Source organism: Candidatus Zixiibacteriota bacterium (assembly GCA_040752815.1).
Taxonomy (GTDB): domain Bacteria; phylum Zixibacteria; class MSB-5A5; order GN15; family FEB-12; genus JAGGTI01.
On the sequence record JBFMGC010000047.1, the window covers coordinates 1 to 23,307 of the forward strand.

Consider the following 23,307-nt stretch of genomic DNA (forward strand, 5'->3'; position numbering starts at 1 on the left):
TGACAGGGCGGTGACCTGACGCCATTGAAGTTGAGAGAATTACGGCGGCAGGTCTCCGTCCGCGTCCGTCATTCGACGAACGCTACAGAGGACCTGCCGCAACTTTTCCAGCTTATGAGACAGCCTCAGGACGTCTGCCGCGCACGGAACGGGGTCCGCCTCAGGCCCGCCGCAAGCGGCAGAACCACCAGGGGGCCTGCTTTATAATCACTTCTTCTTCCCTTTGCCCTTGGCGTTGTCGGAATCGGCCACCGCGCTCGAGCTCTTTTTGCCCTGCCCCTTGTTAGCCTTCACTTGCTTGTGAATGCTCACGAAGTTGTCGCCTTTGGCACGCATCTTTACTACCTCAGCCGGCGTGCAGCCGTAATGCTCCGAGACGAATTTCAGGTTGACGACGTTGACGATGTCCGCGTCCGCCAGCCGAATCTTCCCCCACTCCCCCCGATCACGTTTCTTGTAGTGGCCCCACGCCTTGCCGAACGGCGGACCGGGATCGTGATCGAATTGGACGTAGAAGATCTCGGGCGAAAGGTGGTAGTGGAGGGCTATGTCCATCCATGACTGCCCGCTCAAACGAAGCTTCACGATAACACCCGGTTCGACTTTGGCATAGCGCGCCAGGAAGAATACTACCGGAAGCTGGTCATCGGGAATGCTCCGCTCCCTGACAACCACAACTTCGCGCTCAGGTACGCGATAGTGGTCACCAATCGCGAGGTAGAAGCTCCTGATCCCGCCATCATCGGCAGACAGACCAATGTCGACTCCACTTCTCGCGTTGCTTGCGGCCAGCGTCAACCCGATCGCCGCAATACCCAGATAAGTCAAAAGACGATTCATGGTCACCTCCATTTGATAACAAGAGCGAGTAAGCTGAAGCGACCCGCCCGGTTTAGCACTTATACCCGATTATCGACCAGACCGGTCCGGGCCTGAAAAGATAATTGACGATCCCTCGTGTTGATCGCGAAGGGTCTTCGATAATTCGCTGCGAAACATGAGAATACGACTGGAGAAAAAGTACCCCCGGCAGGAATCGAACCTGCGGCACGCGGTTTAGGAAACCGCTGCTCTGTCCTACTGAGCTACGGGGGCATGTCAAACGAAATCGAATCTACTTTGACACGAGAGGGATGGCAAGAACAGAACGCAGGAGCTTTGAACAGCCTCCTGCCGCAACGGGAGGTGCGCCAGGCACAGGCGAGTGGAACAGACAGGGCAGTGCGGTCTCTCGTCTATTCAGAATCGTAGGAAACAAGATAGTGGACATCGTAGCCGGCGAGCCTGTCCTTGTAGGGAAGAAAATCGAGTCCAATAACAGATGATATGCCAACTACTCGCCCGCCTAGCTTCTCGACCAGCTTGCATGCCGCCGCGAGCGTACCACCAGTAGCGATCAGGTCATCGACAACGAGCACACGCTCGCCGCTGTTGATGGCATCGGCGTGTATTTCAATCCGATCCGTGCCGTACTCGAGTTCGTATTCCTGCGCCACGGTCTTGTAAGGCAGCTTGCCCGGTTTACGAGCAATCACCAAACCGACATTCATGCGGTCCGCCAGCGCCGCGCCGAACACGAAGCCACGGGCCTCGATAGCGACAATCTTTTCAGTTCGACGACTGGTGGCGTACCGCTCCATGTGGTCCAGAGCAAGATTGAACCCGACGGCGTCCTGCAGCAGCGTGGAGATGTCATAGAAGTTTATTCCCGGTTTGGGAAAGTCCGGCACTTCGCGTATGTATCGCTTCAACTCCTGCATAGGCATTCACTCAATGTTGAAGGTTGAAAACCTGTTGTCAGCCTGGACCCAGCGCAGCCTTATGTCCTGAACCTGCGCCAGGCGGGGTCCCTGCCTCAATTCATCAATAAACGCTTCGAGATGCGCCGGTTCGCCTTCGGCCACAACCTGCACTCGACCGTCGGGCAAGTTTCGCGCCCATCCGACAATTCCCAGTTCCCGGGCCGCACGATAAACAAAATAGCGAAATCCGACCCCCTGGACCACCCCGGAGATCATCATCTCCACTTTACGGCGGTTCATCCCATCGCGGCTTTGGCCAACTCCAGGGCCTTGTCGGCAGCCTGGACGGCATCGTCGATCTGAATGATCTCGTCGCCCAGCTTCCACGCTGCGATTGAGATCAGCGGCTTGCCTATCTTAAGGGCAAAAGCCATCTCGGAGAGCGTACCGTATTTGCCGGGAAATGCGACCACCGCGTCGGCCGCCCTGATGACCATCAGGTTCCGGGCCTCGCCGAAACCGGTGGGGATGGCAAAGGTAATGAACTTGTTGGCATCGGAACGGTCCTCGGAGGGCAATAAACCAATCGAAACCCCGCCCCCTTCCCAGGCGCCGCGGGCCGCTCCCTCCATAATACCTCCCATGCCCCCGCATACAATAACTCCGCCGCTTTTGACCACGTGGCGGGCGACCAGGGCCGCCTTGTCACGAAGTTTCTTCGAGCATTTGCCCGCACCGACTATGGCGATTATCGGTTTCCTTTCAACTGCCATGCGTAGATACCCTTTCCAAATGAGAAATTAGGCAAACCATTTTATATCCGCAACGATTATTAACGATTGCAAAGGTGGGCCGAATTCACACCCAAATCGGGGCGACTGGATTTGAACCAGCGACCTCTTAGTCCCGAACCAAGCGCGCTACCAACCTGCGCCACGCCCCGATGTGTTAGGCGACTTCCAAGAACGCGCCTATTGTCTCCAATGTCAATAGTCTATAGACCGTCACTTGGCGATATTTCCATGACCTTCGCAGGTCGTCCACTGCCCGGCAATTCACTCATATCTTGACGGAACCTGAGACCAGCTTCTCGAGCGCCGAACCATCCGTGAAATCAAGTTTCATGGGGGTAATCGAGACCGATCCCCCTTTTATGGCCACAAAATCGGTCCCCTTTTCCGACTTCCAACGCGGCTGGCCGCCGATCCAGTAGTAATCGCGTCCGCGGGGGTCGTTTTTGCGGATCACGACATCCTGATACTCGCGCTTTCCTTGCCGCGTGAAGCGGAACTGATGATACGGCTTCCCGGCGTCAGGAGGCAGATTGACGTTGAGAAAGGTAGTCGGTTCCAGCCCAAATGTATGGTACTGGTCGAGAAGCCGACGAACAAACCGGGCCGCCCGTCGCATGGGCATTCCAGGCCGGTATGCCACCATGGAGACGGCTATCGACGGTATCTTGAGGATCGCCCCTTCAATTGCTGCCGCCACCGTTCCGGAGTAGGTGACATCGTCTCCCATGTTAGCCCCGTGATTTATGCCGGACACGATGAAATCGGGAAGTTTTTTCCGAAAGATCAGATGCAACGCGAGCATGACGCAATCGGTCGGCGTGCCATCGGTGAAGTAGTGTCGGGAATCGAGGCGATGCATTCGCAGCGGATGGGCCAGCGTCAGCGAATGCGACGAGGCCGACTGCTCGCGATCCGGCGCCACAAGGTAGACGTCGTCGGTACGCGAGAGCTCGTCAAACAGGGCAGTAATTCCGGCGGAGAAATAACCGTCGTCGTTTGTCAGGAGGATTCGTCGTTTCCTGCGCATTCAGTGGTTCCACGCTGATTCACCAATAGAATCCCCGGTCGATCGACTCCAACCATCTTTCAAGATAAGTATAGCGGCAATCAAAAGCAACGCCCGCGGCCATATACGGGGCTACGCCCAAATTCGCTTCCAGATCTGGCGAATAAACCTTAGCGTGTCCCGGAACGGGTGGATGTATGAGCGTGACTCCTCGTAAACAGTGCTGATGGGAACTTCGCCGACCGGGCAGCCGAGCGCGCCCGCCTTGAACAGCATCTCCGATTCGAAATCATACCGCACCGATTTTAGGGACATGGCCCTCAGGGCCGCGGTCGGGATCAGGCGGAATCCGGACTGGCTGTCGCGCATTCTGGCGCCGGAGAAGATCGAGATGATGAGTGAGGTCAGATTGTTGGTAAACCAGCGGGCAAACGGCATGATCTCCAGCTCGATTCTTCTCGTGCCGATCAGGAGACGGCCGCCGTTGTCCTTCGCGAAGAACCCGGGGATTTCCTCGGGTAAATGCTGGAGGTCGGCATCGAGCGCAAGCACCGAACGGTAACCCCGCTCGATGGCGTATCTGAAGGCTGACGCCAGGGCGGCACCTTTGCCGCGGTTTTGCCTCAAGGAGATAAAATTGACATTAAGTGATTTCAGTAGGTTCAGCGTATTGTCGGTGGAGCCGTCGTTAACGATCAGGAGATTGTCATCACAAACGAATTGTCTTATCCGCGCAATCAGCTCGGGAAGATGGTGCGCCGCGTTATAAGCCGGTACCACCACCAGCACGCTGTACTGGTTTAATTCTGTCATTCAAGAGTTATACTCGGCAGATTTAATCCGGGAGGGGCATAAAAATGGTCGGAGCGAGCCGATTTGAACGGCCGACCACTCCCACCCCAAGGGAGTGCGCTACCAGACTGCGCCACGCTCCGACTGATGGAAATGTAGATCAAAACCGGCAAAGTTCAAGAGAAAAGTTCGAGCAGGTCTTCGACATCCTTCCTCATTTTGCCCAGGATGGTTCGAATCCTGGCCTTGGTGAGGGCCTCGATCCGCTCCTCGCCGCCGCGCCTCATAGTCAGCTTGGCGCGGGCGCCGGAGATAGTCAGTCCCTCATTCTGGCGCAAGTGCTTAATCCGGTTGATCATCTCGATATCCTTCGATGTGTACAACCGGTTGCCGCCGCGGTTCTTGCGGGGCCTCAGAATGGGAAACTCCTTTTCCCAGTATCGCAACACGTATGCTTCGAGGCCAGTGATTCGCGCTGCCTCGCTGATGGAATAGTACTTCTTCTCGTCGAGAACAGTTTCTTTCATAGGCATCTCGCTCGCAATCGTCCGCGCTACTGCCAGATTTCAGCGCGCAGTTTTCTTCCCATAAGATTACCCAGTGCCTCCCGGGCGTCCTTGTCCTCAAAGAGCACCCGGTAGACTTCTTCCGTGATCGGCATTTCGACGCCGTGGCGATGCGCCAGGTCTCGCCCGGACCTGGTGGTTTCCACCCCTTCGGCAACCTGGCTCATGCCGGCAAGTATGTCCACCAGTTTCTCGCCCCGGCCGATCCGCTCACCGACATACCGGTTGCGGCTGTGCCGCGAGAAGCAGGTCGTAACCAGATCGCCCACCCCCGACAGCCCGGCAAAGGTTTCTGCTTGCGCGCCCATGGCCAGGCCAAGACGGGTGATCTCGGCCAGGCCGCGAGTAAGCAGCGCCCCTTTGCTGTTGTCGCCTAACGACAGACCGTCCGCGACTCCGGCGGCGATCGCTATGATGTTCTTCAGCGATCCTCCGAGCTCCACGCCGATCAGATCGTCACTCATGTAAACTCTGAAGTTTCCGACGGAAAAGAGTTCCTGGATGCGCGCCGCAAGTTCGGACGAATACGACGCGGCGACCACTGTCGTCGGCATGTCCATCACAACTTCTTCGGCATGAGATGGACCGGACACGGTGACAATGTGCTCGCGAGCTAGGCCCGACTCTTCGGCGATCACCTCTGACATCCGTCTGAGGCTGCCGCCTTCGATGCCTTTGGCGAGGTTCACGACAATAGCGTTGTTGCCAAGGCGACCACGACAGCGCCGAATAACCGACCTGACATGTTGTGCGGCAATAGCCACGACCACAACTTCGGCCCCGACCAGCGACTCGGCGAGATTGTCAGTCAGCGTAACTCGGTCACCGAGCCGAAATGAGGGCAGCTTGCGTGGGTTGGCGCGGGTGGTCACCAGGCGGTGGTAGTCGTCAGTGTCGAATTCCCAGAGTATGATCTCGCAGTCCTTCAGGTCAAGTAGGCGGCTCACCGCCAGCCCCCAGGCCCCGGCGCCGAGAATCGTGACCCGTTCAGCCATGAGCGTTCTCCCGGGAGCCGGAGAAGGTGAAGCGATGCTCGGTCCCCGCCAGCAATCGTCGGATGTTTGCCCTGTGGGTCAGCGGGACAAACAACCCAATAATCCCGGTAAGCGCCCAGTACACTGGCGAGACGGACTGGTGCAGGAGCAGGCGCTCGACTGTCACGGTAACGGGAAAGGTCAGGCCGGCGGCAATAGATGCCAAAGACACATAACGAGTCGTCAGAACAACGGCGAGGAAAACTGCCCCGGCCAGCAGTGTGACCAGAGGCAGGAGCACCAGAAGCACGCCGAACGTGGTAGCTACACCTTTGCCGCCCCTGAAACCAAGATACACCGGGAAGACGTGACCCATGATGGTCGCCAGGCCTATCACCACGAGAAAGAGATCCGTACGCATGACGGTTTGTCCCAAGAGCGACGCCGCCCACACGGTCAGCACTCCTTTGCCGATGTCAAGCAGATAGACCCAGATGGCGGCTTTCATGCCGAGGCTGCGCAGGACGTTAGTTGCACCGATGTTGCCCGAGCCAACCTGGCGGATATCCGCTATGCCAAACTGACGCCCCACGAGCAGACCGAATGGTACTGCTCCGACAAGATAAGCGGCCAGAATGGCTGTGAGGATAACTACCATGCCAGCATTACACAGCACACGTCAGCAGGTTCCGGCTGGGCAGGCCATGAACCTACTGAATAACCAGACTGTCTTCAGTTGCAGCGGGCGGTTCTGTTTCTAACTGTTGCCTGGGCGGCCAAAACGTGTCAAGATCCGGATAGGCGACAATCATCGCCACGGCCGCCGCGTTCACTTCCTGTCGATCTAGTTGCTTGTCCCCCGTGCTCTTGGTGACCTCCTGAACGAATAGGCCCAAAACCTCGAACCTGGTCTCTTCGTCGTGCGCCAACTTGTCGAGGAAAGCGTCGGCCAGGGCGTTGAATTGCGCGGTGTCGATTCCCTCGGGCGGATTCTCAGCGAGCACCCGCTTGGCCTCTGCCGCCGCAGCGTTGGCTCCCACTTTGGCCAGATCATCCTTAAAAATGTAAATAAGCACTACTATGGCAATGACGAGGACAACGATAGCCAGCGCGATTATGAGCGCTACCAGACAACCTTTCGACATCCCTTTTTTCGGGGAGGTATCCATTCCTGTCTCCTAATCAAGAGAACTGCTGCTTCCGTGCCCCGGGGCCCGGAGCATCGAAAAATGCCACCTGAATGCGATAAATGAAGTCGCGGCCTGCCAACTATATAATCGACCGCTCAGGCGTCCGCAAGTCAAATAGTCTCCCGATGATCTTTTGGATCGCGCCGATCACTTCTCAGAGGCATACGCAGTGACGGGCGGTTTCGGCGGCACGTTTTTCGCAACAAAAAAGCGGGCTCGATCGCGCGAGCCCGCCGGAGCATTGCCTGCCCAGCCTGTACGCTATGGCTTTTGCCCGGCCTTCGCCGGTTCTGCCTCATTGCCAACCTTGGCGGCCTTCTTGACCTTGGGGGGTTTTTCCGCTGCAGGTTTGGCAGTCAAAAGTTCGACAACCGACATCGGGGCCCCGTCGCCGCGCCGTACACCGAGCCGCATGATCCGGGTGAAGCCGGAGTTGCGATCCTTGAACTGGGGGACTACTTCTTCATAGAATTTCTTGAAGACGTCCTTTACGTGGATGGTACGGGCAACCTGGCGACGCGACGCCAGCGTGTCCTTCTTCGCCGTAACGATCAGTCGGTCAACCAGCGGGCGAAGCGCCTTGGCTTTGGCGTCGGTGGTTTTGATCATCCGGTGTTGCACGAGCGACATGGCCATATTGGCGAACATCGCCTCACGGTGCGGCGTTTTCATGCCCAATTTTCTGGTTTTGTCTCGGTGTCCCATGGCGTAGCTCTCAGGTCAGTTCGTTTTCTGCGTCTCCAGGTAGCGGGAGATGTCCATGCCGAATGAAAGGCCCATCCCCTCGAGCAGCGTGCCGATCTCATTGAGGGACTTGCGCCCGAAGTTGCGGTATTTCAGCATGTCGGCCTCGGTCTTGGTGACCAGGTCTTCAAGAGTTTGTATATTGGCCGCCCGCAAGCAGTTAGACGACCGTACCGACAGCTCCAGCTCGTCCACGCGGGTTCTCAAAAGATTGCGCACACGTACCACTTCCTCGTCTTCGCTCGGCTCCTCGGAAACCATAACCTCTTCGTCCATGTGGATGAACAGCCTGAGGTGATCCTTCAGGAGCTTGGCAGCATAACTGAGGGCGTCCTCAGGCGTGATGGCGCCGTTCGTGCCTATCTCCATGATCAGGCGATCATAGTCGGTCTTCTGGCCCACGCGGGTGTTATCCACCTGGAAGGCGACTTTGGTCACCGGCGAGAAGAGCGAATCGACAAAAATCGTCCCGGCCGGCGCGTCTTCCCACTGGTTGGTTTCAGCACTGCTGTAACCCCGACCGGTATCGATGTCGACTTCCATCTCGAAGTCGATATTATCGGTGATTTCACAAATGCGCAGGTCGGGATTGAGAATTTGAACCTCAGTGTCGCCGCCGAACATACCGGCCGTTACGACCCCTTTCTGGTTCGCTTTGAGCCTCATGGTACGGCGGCCGTCGCCGTGCATGACGCAGATCATCTTCTTGACGTTCAGGACGATATTGGTGACGTCCTCGTAGACACCCGGCACGGTGGAAAACTCATGCTGAACGCCTCTCATGCGCAGGGCCACCACGGCGGCGCCCTGGATGGATGACAGCAAAGCGCGGCGCAGCGCGACACCCAGCGTGGTGCCGTAGCCGCGTTCCAGCGGCTCCATTATGAACCGGGAGTAATTATCTCCGGACGATGATTGATCGGAGACGATTTCTTTGGGCATTGTCAGGGGCTTCCATTTCATACTACTCATACCTCCAGAAGCGGCACTCGCCACTATTTCGAGTAGAGCTCGACAACGAGCTGTTCGTTGGCGGTGAGCGGAATATCAGCGCGCGCCGGTATATGCAGCAGCTCGCCTTCCAGGGCCGCCTTATTGAGGCGCAGCCAGGTGTACTCCTCGCCGCGTCCCAGTTTCATGGCATCGTGAATCATATCCAGCCGCTTGGACTTATCCTTGATGCGGACTAATTGTCCCGCGCGCAACTGGTAAGACGGAACATCAACAATCCGTCCGTCGACAAGGATGTGCCGATGCCGCACCAGTTGGCGGGCGGCTTTGCGCGACGGAGCGAACCCGAGGCGATACACGATATTGTCCAGACGGCGCTCCAGCGACTGGACCAGCGCCTCGCCGGTAATACCGGTCTTGCGAGAGGCATCTTTGAAATAATTGTGGAACTGACGCTCCAGAATGCCGTAGGTACGGCGGATTTTCTGCTTTTCCCGAAGTTGCAGGCCGTAGGCCGACGTCTTCCGGCGCAGGCCCTGGCCGTGCTGACCGGGGGCGTACTGCCGCCGCTCGATGGCGCACTTGTCGCTAAGACAGCGCGCGCCCTTCAGGAACAGCTTCTCACCTTCCCGGCGACAGAGCTTACAGTTTGCTTCACGATATCGAGCCATCTATTCTCCAGTACCTTATTTACGACTTTCCTCTTGAAGTATCACACGCGGCGCCGCTTGGGCGGCCTGCAACCGTTGTGTGGGATCGGGGTGACGTCACGGATCACGGTCACCTCCAATCCGGCCGCCGCGAGCGAACGAATCGCCGCTTCACGACCAGAGCCCGGACCCTTGACCCAGACCTCGACGCGTCGCAGACCCATGGCCATCGCCTCACGGGCCGCCGTGCTGGCAGCCATCTGAGCAGCAAACGGAGTCGACTTTTTTGAGCCTTTGAAGCCGACCTTGCCGGCGGTGCCCCAGGATATGGTCTTGCCGGTCGAATCACTCACGGTAATAATCGTATTGTTGAAGGTCGCCTTGATGTGGACGACCCCGTTGGAATCGACCCGGGAGGCCTTCTTCTTAGTCTTCTTTTTCAGTTCTGCCACGTACGATCCTTTGTTTCAGCGATTACTTGGGCGCGGGCGCCTTCTTCTTCAGTCCGCCAACCGAGCGGCGCGGCCCTTTGCGCGTGCGCGCGTTGGTTTTGGTCCGCTGCCCTCTGACCGGTAGCCCGCGGCGGTGACGCAGGCCACGGTACGAGCCGATATCTATCAGGCGCTTGATGTTCATCGAGATTTCCGCCCGAAGCGCGCCCTCGACCGTGAAATCGGTCTCGATCACCGAGCGCAGCTTGGCCACGTCGGCATCGGACAACTGGTTTACGCGGGTGTCGGGATTGACACCGGTCTTTTCCAGAATCTGTCGTGCGATAAACGGGCCGACTCCATAAATGTACTGGAGACCGACCTCGATGCGTTTCTCTCTGGGTAAATCAACTCCGGCAATACGAGCCAAAACCTATTCCTCCATTAGTCGCGGCGGGCGACCGCATCAACCCTGCCTCTGTTTGTGGCTGGGGTTCTTCTTGCAGATTACACGAAGCACACCACGACGACGGATAATCTTGCAGTGTTCACAGCGCTTTTTTATCGACGACCGTACTTTCATGGCGGCCTCTCTCTTACTCCAACACCGGGCCGGTTACTTATAGCGATAAGTGATACGACCCCTGGAGAGATCGTAAGGCGATAGCTCCAGAGTCACCTTGTCGCCCGGTAGAATCTTTATAAAATGCATCCTCATCTTGCCCGAAATGTGCGCCAGGACAATATGGCCGTTGTCCAGCTTCACTCGAAACATCGCGTTTGGCAGCGGTTCAACAACTTCACCTTCAACCGTAATGGTTTCTTCCTTGGCCATAAACTCCTTCACGCCAGAGTCAAAATATCGGGCCCATTATCCGTAATAGCCACAGTATGCTCGAAGTGCGCCGACGGCTGCCCATCGGCCGTAACCACGGTCCAGCCATCAGGCATGGTCCTGACGTCAAATGTGCCCATGTTGACCATCGGTTCGATAGCTACCACCATCCCGGACTGCAGAATGGGACCATCGGTGGGAGAACCGAAATTGGGTACCTGGGGTTCCTCCCATAAATCGCGACCGATACCGTGACCGACCAGCCGGCGCACCACGCCGAAGCCCTGGTCCTCGGCCACCCGTTGGACCTCAGCCGAAACCTCGCCTAATCTATTGCCTTTGCGGGCCTTGTCAATAGCGCTAAGGAGCGAACGCAAGGTCGTTTCCATAAGGCGGTGCTTATCATCGGAAATCGCACCTACGGCGTATGTGCGAGCCGAATCGCCGTGGAAACCCTCGACTATGCTACCGACGTCTATGGAGACGATCTCGCCCTCTCTAATCTTGCGCTTGCCCGGGATGCCGTGAACGACTTCATCCTCGACCGAGATACAAGCCGAGGCTGGAAAGCCCTGGTACCCCTTGAAGGCGGGAATGGCGCCCATGGACCGGATGTAATCCTCGATCAGGGCGTCGAGTTGTGCAGTCGTCATGCCCGGCTTGATCTCACGCCCGATCATGTTGAGCGCACCGGCGACCACAGCGCCTGCCCGGCGCATGATCTCGATCTCTTCTTTCGTTTTCAGTCGTATCACGACACGCATCTACTTCACTCAACCGCTTTCACGATCGCGGCGAATATCCTGTCCGGGGTATCCTCGCCTTTTATTTGAACGAGAATCGACTGCTGACGGTATAGCTCTTCGATAGGCTGCGTCTGTCGGCGATAGACCTCCAGCCGGTTGAGGATAACTTCCTCGGTATCATCGGCCCGGCCTTCTTTCTCGGCGCGTCCCTTGAGCCGCTTGAGGATTTCGGCGTCGCCCACGTCCAAAAGAATCGCCTTATCCAGTTTGATCCGGTTCTTGGCGAACATACTGTCGAGGCTTTTGGCCTGCGGCACTGTGCGCGGGAAGCCGTCGAGAATGAACCCTCTGCTGAGCTCGCCGGAGGCAACCTTCTCCTCGATCAGGCTGATGATCAGATCGTCCGGTACCAGCTCGCCCCGGGACATGTACCCGCCCGCCTTCATGCCGAGGGTCGTACCTGCCTTGACAGCGGCGCGGAGAACATCGCCAGTGGACAAATGCACCAGTCCTTTTTCCTGCGCCAGGCGTACCGCCTGCGTGCCTTTGCCCGATCCGGGAGGGCCGAGAAAAACCAAGTTCATGCTACATCGATCTCCCGCGAATGCGCCCCTTCTTCATGAAGCCTTCATAGTGCCTCATGAGCAGGTGCGATTCAATCTGCTGAAGCGTGTCCAGCGCCACACCAACCACGATCAGAAGCCCGGTGCCACCGAAGAAGTAGTTCACGTTGAATTGCGCTATCAGCACCCACGGCAGGATGGCGATCGCCGCGAAGAAAACCGCTCCGGGGAGCGTGATTCTTGTCAGGACTTTTTCTATGTACTCCGCCGTATTCTTGCCGGGGCGAATGCCCGGGATATAGCCTCCGTTTTTGCGCATGTTGTCGGCAATGTCCATCGGATTGAAGACAATTGCCGTGTAGAAGAAGGCGAAGAAGATAATGATGATCGCGTAAATCAGGCTGTACATGAATCCGCCGGGCGCCAATGTCAGCGATACCACGTTCTGCAGCCATTCCACGTTCGGGAAGAGCTGAGCGACCGTCGACGGCAGAAACATGATTGACTGGGCGAAGATGATCGGGATGACACCGGCCGAGTTGACCGAGAGCGGCAGGTGGGTGGCCGCGCCACCATAGATTTTGCGGCCGATAACCTTGCGCGGGTACTGGACTGGGATCCGCCGTTGGGCACGAGTCATCAGCACTACCGCCGCCACCACGAACAGCATCGCCGCTACCACGATAAGCTCCAGCCAGACCGGGCGGGTGCCAATCCAGACCATTTGGACTTCCTCGATAATCGCCTCCGGCAGGCGGGCGATGATGCCAATAAAGATGATAAGCGAAATGCCGTTGCCGATGCCGTGCTCGGTGATTTTCTCACCCAGCCACATGATGAAAATGGTGCCACAGGTAAAGGTGAGCACGGTCAGCCAGATGAACCAGAAGTGGTCCATGTGCACGGCCTGCATGCCGTTGTAATTGATCGTGGTCAGGAATACCGCCGTTGCCCAGGCCTGCATGGCGGAAATGATCACGGTCAGGTAGCGGGTGTATTGCTGGATCTTGCGGCGCCCTTCCTCGCCCTCGCGCTGCAGCCGCTGAAGGTACGGCCAGACCGCGCCGAGAAGCTGGAGCATAATCGACGCGGAAATATAGGGCATGATGCCGAGCGCGAAGATGGTCGCCTTGGCGAAAGCTCCGCCGGCGAATAGATCGAGCAGCCCGAAGATCGAATCCTGGGACAGGGCGGCGCTGATCACCGAGCCGTCCACACCCGGGGTGGGAATGTGGCCGCCAATACGATAGACGACCAAGAGCCCCAGGGTCATCAGGATCTTGTTCCTGAGTTCCGTTATCCGAAATATAGACCCAAAAGTCCCTAACACTAGAGCACCTCGGCTTTTCCTCCGGCCTCTTCCAGGCGGGCCTTAGCCGGCTTGGAAAACGCCGCCGCTTTGACCGAGTACGCCCGGTCGACTTTCCCGTTGCCGAGAATCTTGACCGGGACATCGGTCTTCTTGATCAGGCCGGCGGCCTTGAGCGTTTCCGGAGTGATTTCGGTTCCCTCACATCGCGCCAGATCGCCCAGGTTGACAATCTGGAATTCCTTTTTGAAGATGTTCTTAAAGCCGAACTTGGGCAGGCGCCGATGCAGCGGGGTTTGGCCGCCCTCGAAGTTGGCGCGCTTTTTCGCGCCCGAGCGAGCCATCTGCCCTTTGTGCCCGCGCCCGGCGGTGCCGTCCATGCCGCTGCCCGGACCGCGACCCACCCGCTTGCGGTTTTTGGTCGAGCCTTTGGCCGGCTTCAAATCATGCAGGTCCATCAGGAGCCTCTATTCTTCGTCCTACACTATCTCTTCCACCGTAACGAGGTGGCTTACTGCCCGAATCATGCCCCGAATCGGCGGGGTATCTGCGTGCACTACGGTCTTGCGCAAGCGGCCCAGGCCGAGCGCCTTAATCGTGCGCTTCTGGGGTTCCTTGCAGTCGATCGTGCTTTTCACCTGGGTTACTTTCAACTTACCCATAGCCATTACCCTCAGGCCTTCTCCCGGAAGCCGGTCTCTTGTTCTCTCGTGCGCAGAGCCAGAAGGCCGTCCATAGTGGCTTTGACGACGTTGTTGACATTGCGGCTGCCGAGCACTTTGGTCAAGACGTCCTGCACACCGAGCGCCTCAAGCACCACCCGCACCGCGCCGCCGGCGATCACACCCGTTCCGGGCGACGCGGGGCGCATCATGACCGTGGTGGCGCCGAACTTGCCGTCGATGTAGTGCGGAATAGTCCCGCTGACAATGTTGACCGAAACCATCGCTTTGCGGGCGGCATCGGAACCCTTGCGGATGCAGTCGGCCACCTCGCGGCCCTTGCCCAGGCCGATACCGACTTTACCCTTCTTGTCGCCCACCGCCACAAGCGCGGTAAAGCTGAACCTCCGGCCGCCTTTGACCACCTTGGCGACCCGGTTGACCGCAATGACTTTTTCTTCGAATTCGAAGTTTTCCAGTTCGTACTTAGCCAACGCCTACCTCATGTTTAACAAGCTTCCACTCTCAGAACTTCAGACCGGCCTCGCGCGCGCCCTCGGCCACGGCCTTGACCCGGCCGTGATACCGGTACCGGTTGCGGTCGAACACGACCGCCTGGATGCCTTTCGCTTTGGCGAGTTCGGCCGCCTTCATGCCGGTCTTCTTGGCGATTACCGTCTTGGTGTCTTTTTCCTGCAAGAGCTCCTTGATGGTTTTCGAATTCGATGACAGGCCCACCAGCGTGACGTGCCTGACATCGTCGATTATCTGAACCGTGACGTTCTTCAGACTCTTGCAGACCGAAAGACGCGGGCGGTCGGTTGTGCCGCGGACTTTACTGCGCACGCGCCGGCGTCGCCGCTCGGACATCATCAACTTAACTTTGTTTCTGTCAGCCATACTAACTTACACCATCCCAGCCTTATCCGGCAGTCTTCCCGGCCTTGATCGTAACGTGCTCATCCACATAACGTATGCCCTTGCCCTTGTACGGCTCCGGCTTGCGCAACGAGCGAATTTTGGCGGCGGTGGCGCCGACCAGTCCCTTATCCACACCGCTGACCGTGACAATATTCTCCTTCGGGTCAAGCTCCAGCTTGATGCCGTCGGGCGGGTTGAATACGATCGGGTGGGAATAACCGAGGTAGAAAATCATCACCCGGCCCTTTAGCTCAGCGCGGAAGCCTACACCGATGATCTTGAGCTGTTTTTTGAAACCGGTCGTCACACCTTCAACCATGTTGGCGATCAAGGCGCGGGTAAGCCCGTGCAGGGCACGGTGCCTTTTCAAATCGGACGACCGTGATACCAGCACATGACCGCCATCGACATTGACGGTTATTTCCGACGGCACCTCCCACTCAATCGCCCCCTTGGGACCGCTCACGCTTACGTGTGAGCCGGTGAGGGCGAACTTGGCCTTGTCGGGAATGGCCACCGGTGATTTACCTATGCGCGACATTTCGTCTTTCCTTTTCCTACCAGCACTTCAGAATGATCTCGCCGCCGATCTTCTTCTTGGCCGCTTCGAAATTGCTCATCACGCCGGATGAGGTCGAAATCACCGTAATGCCCCGGGTATTGTGGATCGAGAGACGCACGGCCTCGGCGTCGACATACTTGCGCAGGCCCGGCCGCGATATTCGCTGCAGGCCGAGGATGACCGGTTTGTCACCCCTGGCATAGCGGAGATATATGCGCAGAATGCCCTGCTTCTTGTCCGGGAGTTCGATCGTATCGCGGATGAAGTTGTGCTCTTTGAGAATCTTGACGATTTCCCGCTTCAACTTCGAATTCGGCACGTCGACGGCCGGCTTGCGAGCGTGGGATCCGTTTCTGATTCTCGTCAAGAGATCGGCTACCGGGTCTGTCATACCCATAAATCAGGTCTCCAAAAGTCCATTACATCTTCCCTGCGCTACCAGCTCGCCTTGGTCACACCGGGCAGGTCACCGGCGAGGGCGAGGTCGCGAAAGCAAATGCGGCAGAGTCCGAAACGCCGAAGGTAGGCGCGCGGACGTCCGCAGCGGCGGCAGCGGTTATAAGCGCGGGCTTTGAATTTCGGCGCTCTTTTCTGTTTCTCTATCAGGCACTTTTTAGCCATTGCACTCCTACTTGCGGAAGGGCATGCCCAGCTCCGACAACAACTGCCGGGCCTCGTCATCGGTTCTGGCGGTCGTGGTTATCGACACCGTCATCCCGCGCACTTTGTCAATCTTGTCGTAGTCGATCTCGGGGAAAATGAGCTGCTCACGCAAACCCATGTTGTAGTTGCCGCGACCGTCGAACGACTTGGCGCTTACGCCACGGAAGTCACGGATACGGGGCATCGCGATGTTTATCAGGCGATCGAGGAACTCGTACATGCGGTCGCGACGCAACGTCACGGCGCAGCCGATCGCGTTGCCCTGGCGCAGCTTGAAATTGGAAATGCTCTTGCGCGCGCGGCAAATCATCGGCTTTTGCCCTGCGATCTGGGTCAGATCTTCCACCGCGGCCTCGAGCGCTTTGGCGTTCTGGGTTGCCTCGCCGACACCCATGTTGATCGTCACCTTGACAACCCGGGGCACTTCCATAATCGACCGGTACCGATTTTCCTTCATCAGCTTCGGCCGAATCTCGTCGAGATACTTTTCTCTCAGTCTTGCCATGGGGCACTCACTTCGTTAAATCTGCTCGCCGGTCTTGCAACTGACCCGCACCTTGACTTTTTTGCCGCCGTCGTCAATCGTCCGGCCTTTCACCCGCGTGGGGCGCGGCCCCTTGTCGGTCTGGATGACCAGGGCGACGTTGCTCAGGTGAATCGGCTTTTCCATCGTGATAATGCCGCCCTTGGGCTGCTTCTGCGAAGGTCGCTGGTGCCGCTGGCGCTTATTCACACCCTCGACCAGGATAGTCATCTTCTTGCGATCGACTCTGAGCACGCGGCCGGTTCGCCCCTTGTCGCTGCCGGTGCGCACGTACACGGTATCACCTTTTTTTATCATCATAGGTCGCCTGCTTCCTACAGAACCTCGGGGGCCAGGGAGATAATCTTCATGAACTTCTTGTCGCGCAGCTCGCGCGCCACCGGGCCGAATATGCGCGTACCGCGCGGCTCAAGCTGCTCGTTGATAATCACCGCGGCGTTGTCGCTGAATCGTATCAGAGAGCCGTCCTTGCGCTTTACCGGAGCCTTGGTACGCACCACCACCGCCTTGCACACCTCGGACTTCTTCACGGTGCCGCCCGGAATGGCCTCCTTGACCGTCACGACCACGATGTCGCCGATCGTGGCGGTCTTCTTCTTGCTGCCGCCGAGTATGCGGAAACACATGGCCCGTTTGGCGCCGGAGTTATCGGCCACCGACAGTATCGTAAATTCCTGGATCATTATCAGATACCCTTTCCAGAACGTACAGGCATCGGCTACTACTTGGCCCGCTCCACAATTTCCACCAGGCGCCAGCGTTTCATCTTGGACAGCGGACGGGTCTCCATAACCCGGACCGTATCGCCCACGTTGGCTTCGTTCTTCTCGTCGTGAGCATACAGCTTGGCCGAGCGCATGACCGGCCGGCTGTAAAGCGGGTGCTTGATCTTGCGATCAATCCGAATCACGATGCTCTTGTTCATGGCGTTGGAGACGACGATACCGACGCGCACTTTGCGGCGATTTCTCTGGGTTGCCTGTGTCATTTATCTTTCTCCGGTCTCACTTCTTCTCTTTGCCGGTGGCATCGAGTTCTTCAAGCAGCGACTTCCGGGACTTGGCCAGTATGCGCAAGCCCTTTTCGTCTTCGCAAAGCACGGTGTTAATCCGGGCAATCTCGCGGCGCAGCTGTCTTAAGCGAAGCGGGTTCTCCAGTTGCTTAAAGGACTTGCGCATGCGCAGGTTGAAGCGCTCCTCGGCCAGATCGCGCCGCTTCTGTTCCAGTTCTTCGCGGGTGAGCAACCGCATTTCATCGATTCTCATGATCAGACCGCCTCGATTTCAGCACGACTTACGAACCTGGTTTTCATGGGCAGCTTGTTAGCCGCCAACTGCATCGCCTCGCGGGCCATCTTTTCGGAAACACCCTCGATCTCGAACAGCACCCGGCCGGGCTTGATCACCGCCACCCAGTATTCGGGTGCACCTTTGCCTTTACCCATGCGGGTTTCGGCCGGTTTCTTGGTGAACGGCTTGTCCGGGAATACGCGAATCCAGATCTTGCCGCCGCGCTTGATGTGCCGGGTCACGGCCACGCGCGCCGCTTCGATCTGGCGATTGGTCATCCACGCCGGTTCGATCGCCTTGAGACCGAATTCGCCGAAATCAACGGAGAATCCGCCCTTGGCCTTGCCGGTGCGACGCCCGCGCTGGGCCTTACGAAACTTGGTTCTCTTTGGCATCAACATGACTTAAGTCTCCATCCGGGCCAAGTCGCGGCATTATGCCTGCGGTTCGCCTCCTGAGCCGGTGTCTTGCTTTTCGCCGCCCACGTTGTCGGCTGCAGCCGCTTCATCCGGGCGACGTCCCCGCGGAGCTGCACCACGGGCACCGGCCCGCCTCACCCGACCGCGCGGCGGCTGTCCCTTGGCGCCACCGCGGGAGGGAGCGGGACGCTCGCGCCGCATGCGCGCCGTCGCTGCGGCCTGTGCCTCCGGTTCCTCGGCCTTCTTCTTGTCTTCGTCGTCACGATAGAAATTGCCTTTGCCCATGATGTCACCGGCGCAAATCCAGACCTTGACACCGATGGTGCCGTAGGTCGTATGTGCCGTCGACGTCGAATAATCGATATCGGCCCTCAGAGTATGCAGGGGTACGCGACCGTCCATGTATTTTTCGGTGCGGGCGATTTCCGCGCCGCCGAGCCGTCCGCCGCACTGGATCTTTATGCCCTGGGCGCCCATCTTCATGGTAGCGGCGAGGGCTTTTTTCATGGCCCGGCGAAACGACATGCGGCCCTCGAGCTGGCGGGCAATCGAATCGGCCACCAGCTGCGCGCTTAATTCAGGCTTACGCACTTCGACGATATTCAGAAGAATCGATTTCTTGGTGAGCAACTGCAGCTCCTCGCGCAGCTTGTCGACCTCGGCGCCCCGGCGGCCGATGACAATGCCCGGGCGGGAAGTGTGAATATCGACCGTGACTCTTTTCGGCGCACGCGAGATCAGCACTTTGGCAATACCGGCGTTGTCCAACCGCTTCGCGATATAGCGCTTGACCATCATGTCCTCGTGGACGAGGTCAGCGAACGAGCGATCGGGGGCAAACCACCGGCTGTTCCACGGCTTGTTGATCCCAATGCGGAATCCGACTGGATGAGTCTTTTGTCCCAAAGCTATCTCCTCGTACGTTAGCTACTTCTTCTTCTCGGACTTGGCCGCCTTGCCCGTCGAGCCGCTGCCCTTTTTGGCCGCCGATTTCTTCGCGCCGGTTTTCCCGGCGGATTTCTTCGCCGTTTTTGCCTTCTTAGCCGCCTTCTTCTTAGCGGGCTTCCTCGCGGAGGTCTTGGTCCTTACCGTTTTCCGGGTCGGGGTCTTGGCCTTTTCACCTTTGGCCTCGGCGCGAGCAATCGTTGCCAGTTCCTTGCGCTCGTCAACGTCGAGATACACCGCCAGATGGCAATATCTCTTCCTGATCCGGTAGATACGCCCCATCGAGCGAAACCGAATGCGCTTGGCGGTGGGCGCTTCGTTGACCACTATGTTGGTCAACACCAAGTGTTCCGGATCGAGGTGGGCAGTCCCTTCGACTGACAGCTTATTTGCCACGGCCGACTTAAGTGTCTTGGCCATGTGATGGGAGGCGATTTTCGGCGTGAAATTCAGCACGTTGAGCGCCTGCTCAACCGGCAGTCCCTTCACCAGTTCGCCGACCTGGCGCATCTTGCGCGCCGAGATGCTCAGATAGCGGGCCTGGGCGGTCGGCTTCATACGGGGAGCCACTTTGCCCAGACGGCGTCCGACCATGTCATCCGTGATCCGAACGTTGGTGTACCCGTCGCCATTGAAGATGCCGAGCGTGTGCCCCACGTATTCCTTGCGCACGCGGGAGTGACGCGAACGGGTTTTGATGACTTTCCTGCGGTCGGCCTGTTCCAGCGCGCGGATTTGCGCCAGGATGGGATCCTTGGGCAGTTGCTGTTCTAAATTGTCAACCATACCGCATTAACCTTTCAACTGCGTGGTCCGCTCGACCAGCTTACCGCTGTGCCCGCGAAATGTCCGAGTGGGCGCGAATTCACCCAGCTTGTGGCCGACCATGTTCTCGGTCACATAGATCGGGATGAACTTGTTGCCGTTGTGCACTGCAAAAGTGTGGCCCACGAAATCAGGCGTAATCGTGGAGCGGCGCGACCAGGTCTTGACGACCTTCTTCTCGCCGGAATTAAGCAGTTGCTCCACTTTCTTCAGCAGGCTGGGCTCGACATACGGGCCTTTTTTCAGCGATCTCGGCATAGAAAAACTCCGTGATTACTTTCCTTTTCTGCGGGGTTCGACGATGTGAGCGCGCGATTTCCGCTTGCTCCGAGTCTTGAACCCCTTGGTGGGCAGGCCCCACGGGCTGCAAGGATGACGCCCGCCGGACGAACGGCCTTCGCCGCCGCCCATCGGATGGTCGACCGGGTTCATCGCCACGCCGCGGGTGATCGGCTTCCAGCCGCGCCAGCGTGCGGCGCCGGCCTTGCCCCAAACAACGTTCTTGTGGGCGAGATTGCCAACCTGTCCGATGGTCGCGTAGCATGAGATCGGAACCGTGCGGACTTCGGTCGAGGGCATACGCAAAGTCGCCTTGTTGCCTTCTTTGGCTACCAACTGGGCCATGGCGCCGGCCGAGCGCGCCATCTGCGCGCCTTTGCCGGGGCGCATCTCGATATTGTGCACCATCGTACCCAGCGGCATCCTCTCGAGAGGCATGGAGTTGCCGACCTTGATTTCAGGCTGCTCGCCTGAGACGATGACGTCGCTTACCTTGATTCCGTCGGCGGCGACAATGTAGCGCTTCTCGCCGTCGGCATAATGCAGCAACGCGATTCGCGCCGAGCGGTTGGGATCGTACTCGATAGCCGCCACCCGCGCGGGGATGCCGAATTTCTCCCGGCGAAAGTCAATAAGGCGGTAGTGGCGCCGGTGTCCGCCGCCGCGATGGTATGCGGTTATGCGACCCTTGTTGTTGCGGCCGCCTGACTTCCTGAGCGGCTCAAGCAGCGCCTTTTCCGGAATCGTCGAGGTTATTTCGGCGAAATCCGGCACAGTGCGGAAGCGCTGCGACGGCGTCAGGGGGCGAAATCTCTTGATAGCCATTCTGTATCACCAAACCTTACATGTTCTCGAACATGGTAATGACCTGCTTCTCCTTCAGGCGGACGACCGCCTTCTTCCAGGTCGAGGACTTCCCCTCGTAGCGGCCCATGCGTTTGATCTTGCCCGGCACGATCATGGTCCGAACGTGATCAACTTTTACGTTGAACACCCGCTCAACCGCGTCCTTGATGACGTGCTTGTTGGCGCGCTTGTCCACCTCGAATACATATTCGTTGCGGGCGGCCTTCAGGGCGGTGGTGCGCTCGGTCACGATATGCGACTTGATGACCTGATGAGGACTGAGACTCATGCCAGCACCTCCCCGACCTTGTCCAAGCCGGCTTTGGTAAAGACGACGTAATCGGTGTTCAGCAGTTCGTAACCGTTGGTAGCGGCGGCTCGCCGCACCTGCACGCCGGGGATATTGCGACAGGACAGGGTGAGCTGATCGTTACGACCTTCGTCAAGGATGATGCAGCGGCGGCCCGCCAGGTCGAGTTTCGAAAGCACGCCGACCATCGCCTTGGTTTTGATCTCGGCCAGATCAATTTTATCGACCACCATGATCTTCTCGCGTCGCGCCTTGTCCGAAAACACCGACTTGATCGCCAGGCGTTTCATCTGCTTGGGGAACCTGGAGCCGTAATCGCGCGGGTGCGGGCCGAAGATGATACCGCCGCCCCGACGAAGCGGGGTGCGCCAGCTTCCCATACGAGCGCGGCCGGTGCCCTTCTGGCGATACGGCTTGACTCCGCCGCCGCGGACCTCGTGACGGGTCTTGCTCGACGACGTACCCTGACGCTGCCGCGCCAGGAAGTTCGTCACGTACTGATGAACCACCGCCTCGTTAGGCTCGATGCCGAAGATGTCGGGATTGAGCTCCACTTCGCCGACCGCAACGCCTTCCTGATTGAGTACCTTCACTGTCATGATCATATCCCATTACGAGAACGGTTGGACTTGCGAATCTTCACCAGCGAGCCCTTGAACCCCGGAACTGCGCCACGGACCAACATGAGGTTTTCATCCTCAATGATCTTGACCACCGGCAGATTGAGGACGGTGACGTTATTTCGTCCCATGCGGCCGGCCATGCGTTGCCCACGGTAAACGCGCGACGGGTATGACGACGCGCCGATTGATCCCGGCGCACGCATGCGGTCCGACTGGCCATGGGTCTTCTTGGCGCCACCAAAATTATGCAGCTTCATGGCCCCGGCGAAACCGAGGCCGCGCGAGACGCCCATGACATCTACCCGCTCACCTTCCTTGAACACGTTGACTTTCAGTTCACCGCCGACTTCGAGTTGGCCTTCGTCGAATCGTACTTCTTTGAGATACTGCCGCGGTTCGACACCCGCCTTCGCGTATACGCCGGCGAGTGGCTTGGTGGTGTGCGAGCGGACTTTCCGCTTGCCACCGCTGATCCGGCGCGCCTTGCGCACGTCGCCAAAAGCAACCTGGTAGGCCTCGTAACCGTGGCGGTCGGCGGTCTTCCTGGCGATCACCGGGCAGGGACCAGCCTCGATCACGGTACACGAAACCATGTCGCCGGCCTCATTGAAGATCCGGGTCATGCCCAGTTTTTTTCCGAGAATTTCTTTCATGGCGTCAACCTATCAGGTCTTGATCTCCACATCGACTCCCGCCGGCAGGTCGAGCTTCATGAGCGCGTCGACCGTCTGCGGAGTGGAATCATAGATGTCGATCAGCCGCTTATGCACGCGGGTCTCGAACTGCTCGCGTGATTTCTTGTCGACATGAGGCGAACGAAGCACGGTGTAAACTGTACGCTTGGTCGGCAAGGGAACCGGGCCGACCAGGCGCGCGCCGGTGCGCAGCACCGTGTTGGCGATCTCCTTGGTCGAGCGGTCAAGCGAGTAATGATCGTACGCTTTGAGGCGAATTCTTATCTTCTGCACGTCCATCGGTTACTTCCCGGTTCGTTATTCAATTATCTCCGCGATGACACCGGCGCCGATCGTGCGTCCACCCTCGCGGATCGCAAACCGCAGCTCCTTCTCCATCGCTATCGGCGTCAATAACTCCACGTTCATCGTGATGTTGTCTCCCGGCATCA

General features: G+C 58.2%; 42 protein-coding genes and 3 tRNA genes. All 45 read right to left on the reverse strand.

Annotated features, from left to right (window positions below):
• Positions 1-207 precede the first annotated feature (207 nt).
• Positions 208-840 carry a hypothetical protein gene (locus AB1772_10595; protein MEW5796794.1) on the reverse strand — a complete coding sequence of 211 codons (633 nt, stop codon included), beginning with the start codon at positions 838-840 and terminating at the stop codon, positions 208-210.
• Between the two features lie 181 nt (positions 841-1,021).
• Positions 1,022-1,095 (reverse strand) — tRNA-Arg (locus AB1772_10600).
• Between the two features lie 140 nt (positions 1,096-1,235).
• Positions 1,236-1,766 (reverse strand): adenine phosphoribosyltransferase, encoded by a 531-nt coding sequence (locus AB1772_10605; GenBank protein MEW5796795.1) that lies wholly within the window; start codon positions 1,764-1,766, stop codon positions 1,236-1,238.
• On the reverse strand, positions 1,767-2,042 hold the full coding sequence (locus AB1772_10610) for an acylphosphatase (GenBank protein ID MEW5796796.1): 276 nt from the start codon (positions 2,040-2,042) through the stop codon (positions 1,767-1,769).
• The gene (locus AB1772_10615) at positions 2,039-2,515 is read right to left on the reverse strand and encodes a TIGR00725 family protein (protein ID MEW5796797.1); all 477 of its coding nucleotides are present in this window, start codon (positions 2,513-2,515) and stop codon (positions 2,039-2,041) included. The genes AB1772_10610 and AB1772_10615 overlap by 4 nt, the downstream gene beginning before the upstream one ends.
• 96 nt (positions 2,516-2,611) lie before the next feature.
• A tRNA-Pro gene (locus tag AB1772_10620) sits at positions 2,612-2,685 on the reverse strand.
• Between the two features lie 116 nt (positions 2,686-2,801).
• Positions 2,802-3,563: a 5'/3'-nucleotidase SurE gene (gene surE, locus AB1772_10625; GenBank protein MEW5796798.1), complete on the reverse strand. Its 762-nt coding sequence runs from the start codon at positions 3,561-3,563 to the stop codon at positions 2,802-2,804.
• 111 nt (positions 3,564-3,674) lie between these two features.
• Positions 3,675-4,355 carry a glycosyltransferase family 2 protein gene (locus AB1772_10630; GenBank protein ID MEW5796799.1) on the reverse strand — a complete coding sequence of 227 codons (681 nt, stop codon included), beginning with the start codon at positions 4,353-4,355 and terminating at the stop codon, positions 3,675-3,677.
• A 45-nt stretch (positions 4,356-4,400) separates the two neighbouring features.
• A tRNA-Pro gene (locus AB1772_10635) sits at positions 4,401-4,477 on the reverse strand.
• Positions 4,478-4,510: 33 nt separating this feature from the next.
• Positions 4,511-4,861: a MerR family transcriptional regulator gene (locus tag AB1772_10640; protein ID MEW5796800.1), complete on the reverse strand. Its 351-nt coding sequence runs from the start codon at positions 4,859-4,861 to the stop codon at positions 4,511-4,513.
• 26 nt (positions 4,862-4,887) lie between these two features.
• On the reverse strand, positions 4,888-5,895 hold the full coding sequence (locus AB1772_10645; protein ID MEW5796801.1) for an NAD(P)H-dependent glycerol-3-phosphate dehydrogenase: 1,008 nt from the start codon (positions 5,893-5,895) through the stop codon (positions 4,888-4,890).
• A complete protein-coding gene (plsY, locus tag AB1772_10650; protein MEW5796802.1) occupies positions 5,888-6,550 on the reverse strand; it encodes a glycerol-3-phosphate 1-O-acyltransferase PlsY in 663 nt (220 codons plus the stop codon). Before plsY ends, AB1772_10645 begins: the two co-directional genes overlap by 8 nt.
• Positions 6,551-6,584: 34 nt before the next feature.
• On the reverse strand, positions 6,585-7,043 hold the full coding sequence (locus AB1772_10655; protein MEW5796803.1) for a hypothetical protein: 459 nt from the start codon (positions 7,041-7,043) through the stop codon (positions 6,585-6,587).
• 282 nt (positions 7,044-7,325) lie between these two features.
• On the reverse strand, positions 7,326-7,769 hold the full coding sequence (gene rplQ, locus AB1772_10660; GenBank protein ID MEW5796804.1) for a 50S ribosomal protein L17: 444 nt from the start codon (positions 7,767-7,769) through the stop codon (positions 7,326-7,328).
• Between the two features lie 15 nt (positions 7,770-7,784).
• The gene (locus AB1772_10665) at positions 7,785-8,771 is read right to left on the reverse strand and encodes a DNA-directed RNA polymerase subunit alpha (GenBank protein MEW5796805.1); all 987 of its coding nucleotides are present in this window, start codon (positions 8,769-8,771) and stop codon (positions 7,785-7,787) included.
• Between the two features lie 32 nt (positions 8,772-8,803).
• Positions 8,804-9,430 carry a 30S ribosomal protein S4 gene (gene rpsD, locus AB1772_10670; GenBank protein MEW5796806.1) on the reverse strand — a complete coding sequence of 209 codons (627 nt, stop codon included), beginning with the start codon at positions 9,428-9,430 and terminating at the stop codon, positions 8,804-8,806.
• A gap of 41 nt (positions 9,431-9,471) precedes the next feature.
• A complete protein-coding gene (rpsK, locus tag AB1772_10675) occupies positions 9,472-9,861 on the reverse strand; it encodes a 30S ribosomal protein S11 (protein ID MEW5796807.1) in 390 nt (129 codons plus the stop codon).
• A 22-nt stretch (positions 9,862-9,883) separates the two neighbouring features.
• Positions 9,884-10,270, reverse strand: coding sequence for a 30S ribosomal protein S13 (gene rpsM / locus AB1772_10680; GenBank protein MEW5796808.1), 387 nt, complete (start codon positions 10,268-10,270; stop codon positions 9,884-9,886).
• Between the two features lie 36 nt (positions 10,271-10,306).
• The gene (gene rpmJ, locus AB1772_10685; protein ID MEW5796809.1) at positions 10,307-10,423 is read right to left on the reverse strand and encodes a 50S ribosomal protein L36; all 117 of its coding nucleotides are present in this window, start codon (positions 10,421-10,423) and stop codon (positions 10,307-10,309) included.
• Positions 10,424-10,456: 33 nt separating this feature from the next.
• Positions 10,457-10,675, reverse strand: coding sequence for a translation initiation factor IF-1 (gene infA / locus AB1772_10690; GenBank protein ID MEW5796810.1), 219 nt, complete (start codon positions 10,673-10,675; stop codon positions 10,457-10,459).
• 8 nt (positions 10,676-10,683) lie between these two features.
• Positions 10,684-11,430 carry a type I methionyl aminopeptidase gene (gene map / locus AB1772_10695; GenBank protein ID MEW5796811.1) on the reverse strand — a complete coding sequence of 249 codons (747 nt, stop codon included), beginning with the start codon at positions 11,428-11,430 and terminating at the stop codon, positions 10,684-10,686.
• A gap of 14 nt (positions 11,431-11,444) precedes the next feature.
• A complete protein-coding gene (locus AB1772_10700; GenBank protein ID MEW5796812.1) occupies positions 11,445-12,005 on the reverse strand; it encodes an adenylate kinase in 561 nt (186 codons plus the stop codon).
• Position 12,006: 1 nt separating this feature from the next.
• The gene (secY, locus tag AB1772_10705) at positions 12,007-13,314 is read right to left on the reverse strand and encodes a preprotein translocase subunit SecY (protein ID MEW5796813.1); all 1,308 of its coding nucleotides are present in this window, start codon (positions 13,312-13,314) and stop codon (positions 12,007-12,009) included.
• The gene (gene rplO, locus AB1772_10710) at positions 13,314-13,751 is read right to left on the reverse strand and encodes a 50S ribosomal protein L15 (GenBank protein MEW5796814.1); all 438 of its coding nucleotides are present in this window, start codon (positions 13,749-13,751) and stop codon (positions 13,314-13,316) included. Before rplO ends, secY begins: the two co-directional genes overlap by 1 nt.
• A gap of 21 nt (positions 13,752-13,772) precedes the next feature.
• Positions 13,773-13,955, reverse strand: coding sequence for a 50S ribosomal protein L30 (rpmD, locus tag AB1772_10715; GenBank protein MEW5796815.1), 183 nt, complete (start codon positions 13,953-13,955; stop codon positions 13,773-13,775).
• An 11-nt stretch (positions 13,956-13,966) separates the two neighbouring features.
• Positions 13,967-14,449, reverse strand: coding sequence for a 30S ribosomal protein S5 (gene rpsE / locus AB1772_10720; protein MEW5796816.1), 483 nt, complete (start codon positions 14,447-14,449; stop codon positions 13,967-13,969).
• 31 nt (positions 14,450-14,480) lie between these two features.
• Complete coding sequence (gene rplR, locus AB1772_10725; protein ID MEW5796817.1) at positions 14,481-14,855, reverse strand: 50S ribosomal protein L18; 375 nt, start codon at positions 14,853-14,855, stop codon at positions 14,481-14,483.
• 22 nt (positions 14,856-14,877) lie between these two features.
• Complete coding sequence (gene rplF / locus AB1772_10730) at positions 14,878-15,417, reverse strand: 50S ribosomal protein L6 (protein ID MEW5796818.1); 540 nt, start codon at positions 15,415-15,417, stop codon at positions 14,878-14,880.
• A 16-nt stretch (positions 15,418-15,433) separates the two neighbouring features.
• Positions 15,434-15,835 (reverse strand): 30S ribosomal protein S8, encoded by a 402-nt coding sequence (rpsH, locus tag AB1772_10735; protein MEW5796819.1) that lies wholly within the window; start codon positions 15,833-15,835, stop codon positions 15,434-15,436.
• A 38-nt stretch (positions 15,836-15,873) separates the two neighbouring features.
• Positions 15,874-16,059 (reverse strand): type Z 30S ribosomal protein S14, encoded by a 186-nt coding sequence (locus AB1772_10740; protein MEW5796820.1) that lies wholly within the window; start codon positions 16,057-16,059, stop codon positions 15,874-15,876.
• A gap of 7 nt (positions 16,060-16,066) precedes the next feature.
• Positions 16,067-16,606, reverse strand: a complete 540-nt coding sequence (gene rplE / locus AB1772_10745; protein ID MEW5796821.1) for a 50S ribosomal protein L5 — start codon at positions 16,604-16,606, stop codon at positions 16,067-16,069.
• A gap of 15 nt (positions 16,607-16,621) precedes the next feature.
• Complete coding sequence (gene rplX / locus AB1772_10750; GenBank protein ID MEW5796822.1) at positions 16,622-16,945, reverse strand: 50S ribosomal protein L24; 324 nt, start codon at positions 16,943-16,945, stop codon at positions 16,622-16,624.
• A gap of 14 nt (positions 16,946-16,959) precedes the next feature.
• Positions 16,960-17,328, reverse strand: a complete 369-nt coding sequence (gene rplN / locus AB1772_10755; protein MEW5796823.1) for a 50S ribosomal protein L14 — start codon at positions 17,326-17,328, stop codon at positions 16,960-16,962.
• A gap of 38 nt (positions 17,329-17,366) precedes the next feature.
• Positions 17,367-17,633: a 30S ribosomal protein S17 gene (gene rpsQ / locus AB1772_10760; protein ID MEW5796824.1), complete on the reverse strand. Its 267-nt coding sequence runs from the start codon at positions 17,631-17,633 to the stop codon at positions 17,367-17,369.
• Between the two features lie 16 nt (positions 17,634-17,649).
• The gene (gene rpmC / locus AB1772_10765) at positions 17,650-17,910 is read right to left on the reverse strand and encodes a 50S ribosomal protein L29 (protein MEW5796825.1); all 261 of its coding nucleotides are present in this window, start codon (positions 17,908-17,910) and stop codon (positions 17,650-17,652) included.
• A gap of 2 nt (positions 17,911-17,912) precedes the next feature.
• Positions 17,913-18,335, reverse strand: coding sequence for a 50S ribosomal protein L16 (gene rplP, locus AB1772_10770; GenBank protein MEW5796826.1), 423 nt, complete (start codon positions 18,333-18,335; stop codon positions 17,913-17,915).
• 33 nt (positions 18,336-18,368) lie between these two features.
• Entirely contained in the window at positions 18,369-19,259 is an 891-nt protein-coding gene (gene rpsC / locus AB1772_10775) for a 30S ribosomal protein S3 (GenBank protein ID MEW5796827.1), read from the reverse strand.
• A 21-nt stretch (positions 19,260-19,280) separates the two neighbouring features.
• Entirely contained in the window at positions 19,281-20,084 is an 804-nt protein-coding gene (gene rplV / locus AB1772_10780; protein MEW5796828.1) for a 50S ribosomal protein L22, read from the reverse strand.
• Positions 20,085-20,090: 6 nt separating this feature from the next.
• Positions 20,091-20,381, reverse strand: a complete 291-nt coding sequence (gene rpsS, locus AB1772_10785) for a 30S ribosomal protein S19 (protein MEW5796829.1) — start codon at positions 20,379-20,381, stop codon at positions 20,091-20,093.
• A 15-nt stretch (positions 20,382-20,396) separates the two neighbouring features.
• Positions 20,397-21,227, reverse strand: coding sequence for a 50S ribosomal protein L2 (rplB, locus tag AB1772_10790; GenBank protein ID MEW5796830.1), 831 nt, complete (start codon positions 21,225-21,227; stop codon positions 20,397-20,399).
• Between the two features lie 16 nt (positions 21,228-21,243).
• Positions 21,244-21,537 (reverse strand): 50S ribosomal protein L23, encoded by a 294-nt coding sequence (rplW, locus tag AB1772_10795; protein ID MEW5796831.1) that lies wholly within the window; start codon positions 21,535-21,537, stop codon positions 21,244-21,246.
• Positions 21,534-22,157: a 50S ribosomal protein L4 gene (gene rplD / locus AB1772_10800; GenBank protein ID MEW5796832.1), complete on the reverse strand. Its 624-nt coding sequence runs from the start codon at positions 22,155-22,157 to the stop codon at positions 21,534-21,536. The genes rplW and rplD overlap by 4 nt, the downstream gene beginning before the upstream one ends.
• A 2-nt stretch (positions 22,158-22,159) precedes the next feature.
• On the reverse strand, positions 22,160-22,834 hold the full coding sequence (gene rplC / locus AB1772_10805; protein ID MEW5796833.1) for a 50S ribosomal protein L3: 675 nt from the start codon (positions 22,832-22,834) through the stop codon (positions 22,160-22,162).
• A gap of 12 nt (positions 22,835-22,846) precedes the next feature.
• Entirely contained in the window at positions 22,847-23,155 is a 309-nt protein-coding gene (gene rpsJ, locus AB1772_10810) for a 30S ribosomal protein S10 (GenBank protein ID MEW5796834.1), read from the reverse strand.
• Positions 23,156-23,173: 18 nt separating this feature from the next.
• Positions 23,174-23,307: elongation factor Tu (gene tuf / locus AB1772_10815; protein MEW5796835.1), on the reverse strand; the 134-nt coding region annotated here is incomplete at its 5' end.

What these genes read in the sequence shown, in the direction of transcription:
- rplV (MEW5796828.1), bottom strand. Translation starts at nt 20,084, where the DNA reads ATGGTTGACAATTTAGAACAGCAACTGCCCAAGGATCCCATCCTGGCG.
- rplX (MEW5796822.1), bottom strand. Translation starts at nt 16,945, where the DNA reads ATGATGATAAAAAAAGGTGATACCGTGTACGTGCGCACCGGCAGCGAC.
- surE (MEW5796798.1), bottom strand. Translation starts at nt 3,563, where the DNA reads ATGCGCAGGAAACGACGAATCCTCCTGACAAACGACGACGGTTATTTC.
- rpsS (MEW5796829.1), bottom strand. Translation starts at nt 20,381, where the DNA reads ATGCCGAGATCGCTGAAAAAAGGCCCGTATGTCGAGCCCAGCCTGCTG.
- rplQ (MEW5796804.1), bottom strand. Translation starts at nt 7,769, where the DNA reads ATGGGACACCGAGACAAAACCAGAAAATTGGGCATGAAAACGCCGCAC.
- rpsJ (MEW5796834.1), bottom strand. Translation starts at nt 23,155, where the DNA reads ATGGACGTGCAGAAGATAAGAATTCGCCTCAAAGCGTACGATCATTAC.
- AB1772_10740 (MEW5796820.1), bottom strand. Translation starts at nt 16,059, where the DNA reads ATGGCTAAAAAGTGCCTGATAGAGAAACAGAAAAGAGCGCCGAAATTC.
- AB1772_10700 (MEW5796812.1), bottom strand. Translation starts at nt 12,005, where the DNA reads ATGAACTTGGTTTTTCTCGGCCCTCCCGGATCGGGCAAAGGCACGCAG.
- rplP (MEW5796826.1), bottom strand. Translation starts at nt 18,335, where the DNA reads ATGTTGATGCCAAAGAGAACCAAGTTTCGTAAGGCCCAGCGCGGGCGT.
- AB1772_10615 (MEW5796797.1), bottom strand. Translation starts at nt 2,515, where the DNA reads ATGGCAGTTGAAAGGAAACCGATAATCGCCATAGTCGGTGCGGGCAAA.
- rplO (MEW5796814.1), bottom strand. Translation starts at nt 13,751, where the DNA reads ATGGACCTGCATGATTTGAAGCCGGCCAAAGGCTCGACCAAAAACCGC.
- rpmC (MEW5796825.1), bottom strand. Translation starts at nt 17,910, where the DNA reads ATGAGAATCGATGAAATGCGGTTGCTCACCCGCGAAGAACTGGAACAG.
- AB1772_10595 (MEW5796794.1), bottom strand. Translation starts at nt 840, where the DNA reads ATGAATCGTCTTTTGACTTATCTGGGTATTGCGGCGATCGGGTTGACG.
- rplD (MEW5796832.1), bottom strand. Translation starts at nt 22,157, where the DNA reads ATGACAGTGAAGGTACTCAATCAGGAAGGCGTTGCGGTCGGCGAAGTG.
- rpmD (MEW5796815.1), bottom strand. Translation starts at nt 13,955, where the DNA reads ATGGGTAAGTTGAAAGTAACCCAGGTGAAAAGCACGATCGACTGCAAG.
- AB1772_10665 (MEW5796805.1), bottom strand. Translation starts at nt 8,771, where the DNA reads ATGAAATGGAAGCCCCTGACAATGCCCAAAGAAATCGTCTCCGATCAA.
- infA (MEW5796810.1), bottom strand. Translation starts at nt 10,675, where the DNA reads ATGGCCAAGGAAGAAACCATTACGGTTGAAGGTGAAGTTGTTGAACCG.
- AB1772_10655 (MEW5796803.1), bottom strand. Translation starts at nt 7,043, where the DNA reads ATGGATACCTCCCCGAAAAAAGGGATGTCGAAAGGTTGTCTGGTAGCG.
- rplW (MEW5796831.1), bottom strand. Translation starts at nt 21,537, where the DNA reads ATGAGTCTCAGTCCTCATCAGGTCATCAAGTCGCATATCGTGACCGAG.
- rplR (MEW5796817.1), bottom strand. Translation starts at nt 14,855, where the DNA reads ATGGCTGACAGAAACAAAGTTAAGTTGATGATGTCCGAGCGGCGACGC.
- rplN (MEW5796823.1), bottom strand. Translation starts at nt 17,328, where the DNA reads ATGATCCAGGAATTTACGATACTGTCGGTGGCCGATAACTCCGGCGCC.
- AB1772_10630 (MEW5796799.1), bottom strand. Translation starts at nt 4,355, where the DNA reads ATGACAGAATTAAACCAGTACAGCGTGCTGGTGGTGGTACCGGCTTAT.
- rplF (MEW5796818.1), bottom strand. Translation starts at nt 15,417, where the DNA reads ATGTCGCGCATAGGTAAATCACCGGTGGCCATTCCCGACAAGGCCAAG.
- AB1772_10610 (MEW5796796.1), bottom strand. Translation starts at nt 2,042, where the DNA reads ATGAACCGCCGTAAAGTGGAGATGATGATCTCCGGGGTGGTCCAGGGG.
- AB1772_10605 (MEW5796795.1), bottom strand. Translation starts at nt 1,766, where the DNA reads ATGCCTATGCAGGAGTTGAAGCGATACATACGCGAAGTGCCGGACTTT.
- rpmJ (MEW5796809.1), bottom strand. Translation starts at nt 10,423, where the DNA reads ATGAAAGTACGGTCGTCGATAAAAAAGCGCTGTGAACACTGCAAGATT.
- rplB (MEW5796830.1), bottom strand. Translation starts at nt 21,227, where the DNA reads ATGGCTATCAAGAGATTTCGCCCCCTGACGCCGTCGCAGCGCTTCCGC.
- AB1772_10640 (MEW5796800.1), bottom strand. Translation starts at nt 4,861, where the DNA reads ATGAAAGAAACTGTTCTCGACGAGAAGAAGTACTATTCCATCAGCGAG.
- rplE (MEW5796821.1), bottom strand. Translation starts at nt 16,606, where the DNA reads ATGGCAAGACTGAGAGAAAAGTATCTCGACGAGATTCGGCCGAAGCTG.
- AB1772_10645 (MEW5796801.1), bottom strand. Translation starts at nt 5,895, where the DNA reads ATGGCTGAACGGGTCACGATTCTCGGCGCCGGGGCCTGGGGGCTGGCG.
- rpsD (MEW5796806.1), bottom strand. Translation starts at nt 9,430, where the DNA reads ATGGCTCGATATCGTGAAGCAAACTGTAAGCTCTGTCGCCGGGAAGGT.
- rpsH (MEW5796819.1), bottom strand. Translation starts at nt 15,835, where the DNA reads ATGGGTATGACAGACCCGGTAGCCGATCTCTTGACGAGAATCAGAAAC.
- rpsQ (MEW5796824.1), bottom strand. Translation starts at nt 17,633, where the DNA reads ATGACACAGGCAACCCAGAGAAATCGCCGCAAAGTGCGCGTCGGTATC.
- rplC (MEW5796833.1), bottom strand. Translation starts at nt 22,834, where the DNA reads ATGAAAGAAATTCTCGGAAAAAAACTGGGCATGACCCGGATCTTCAAT.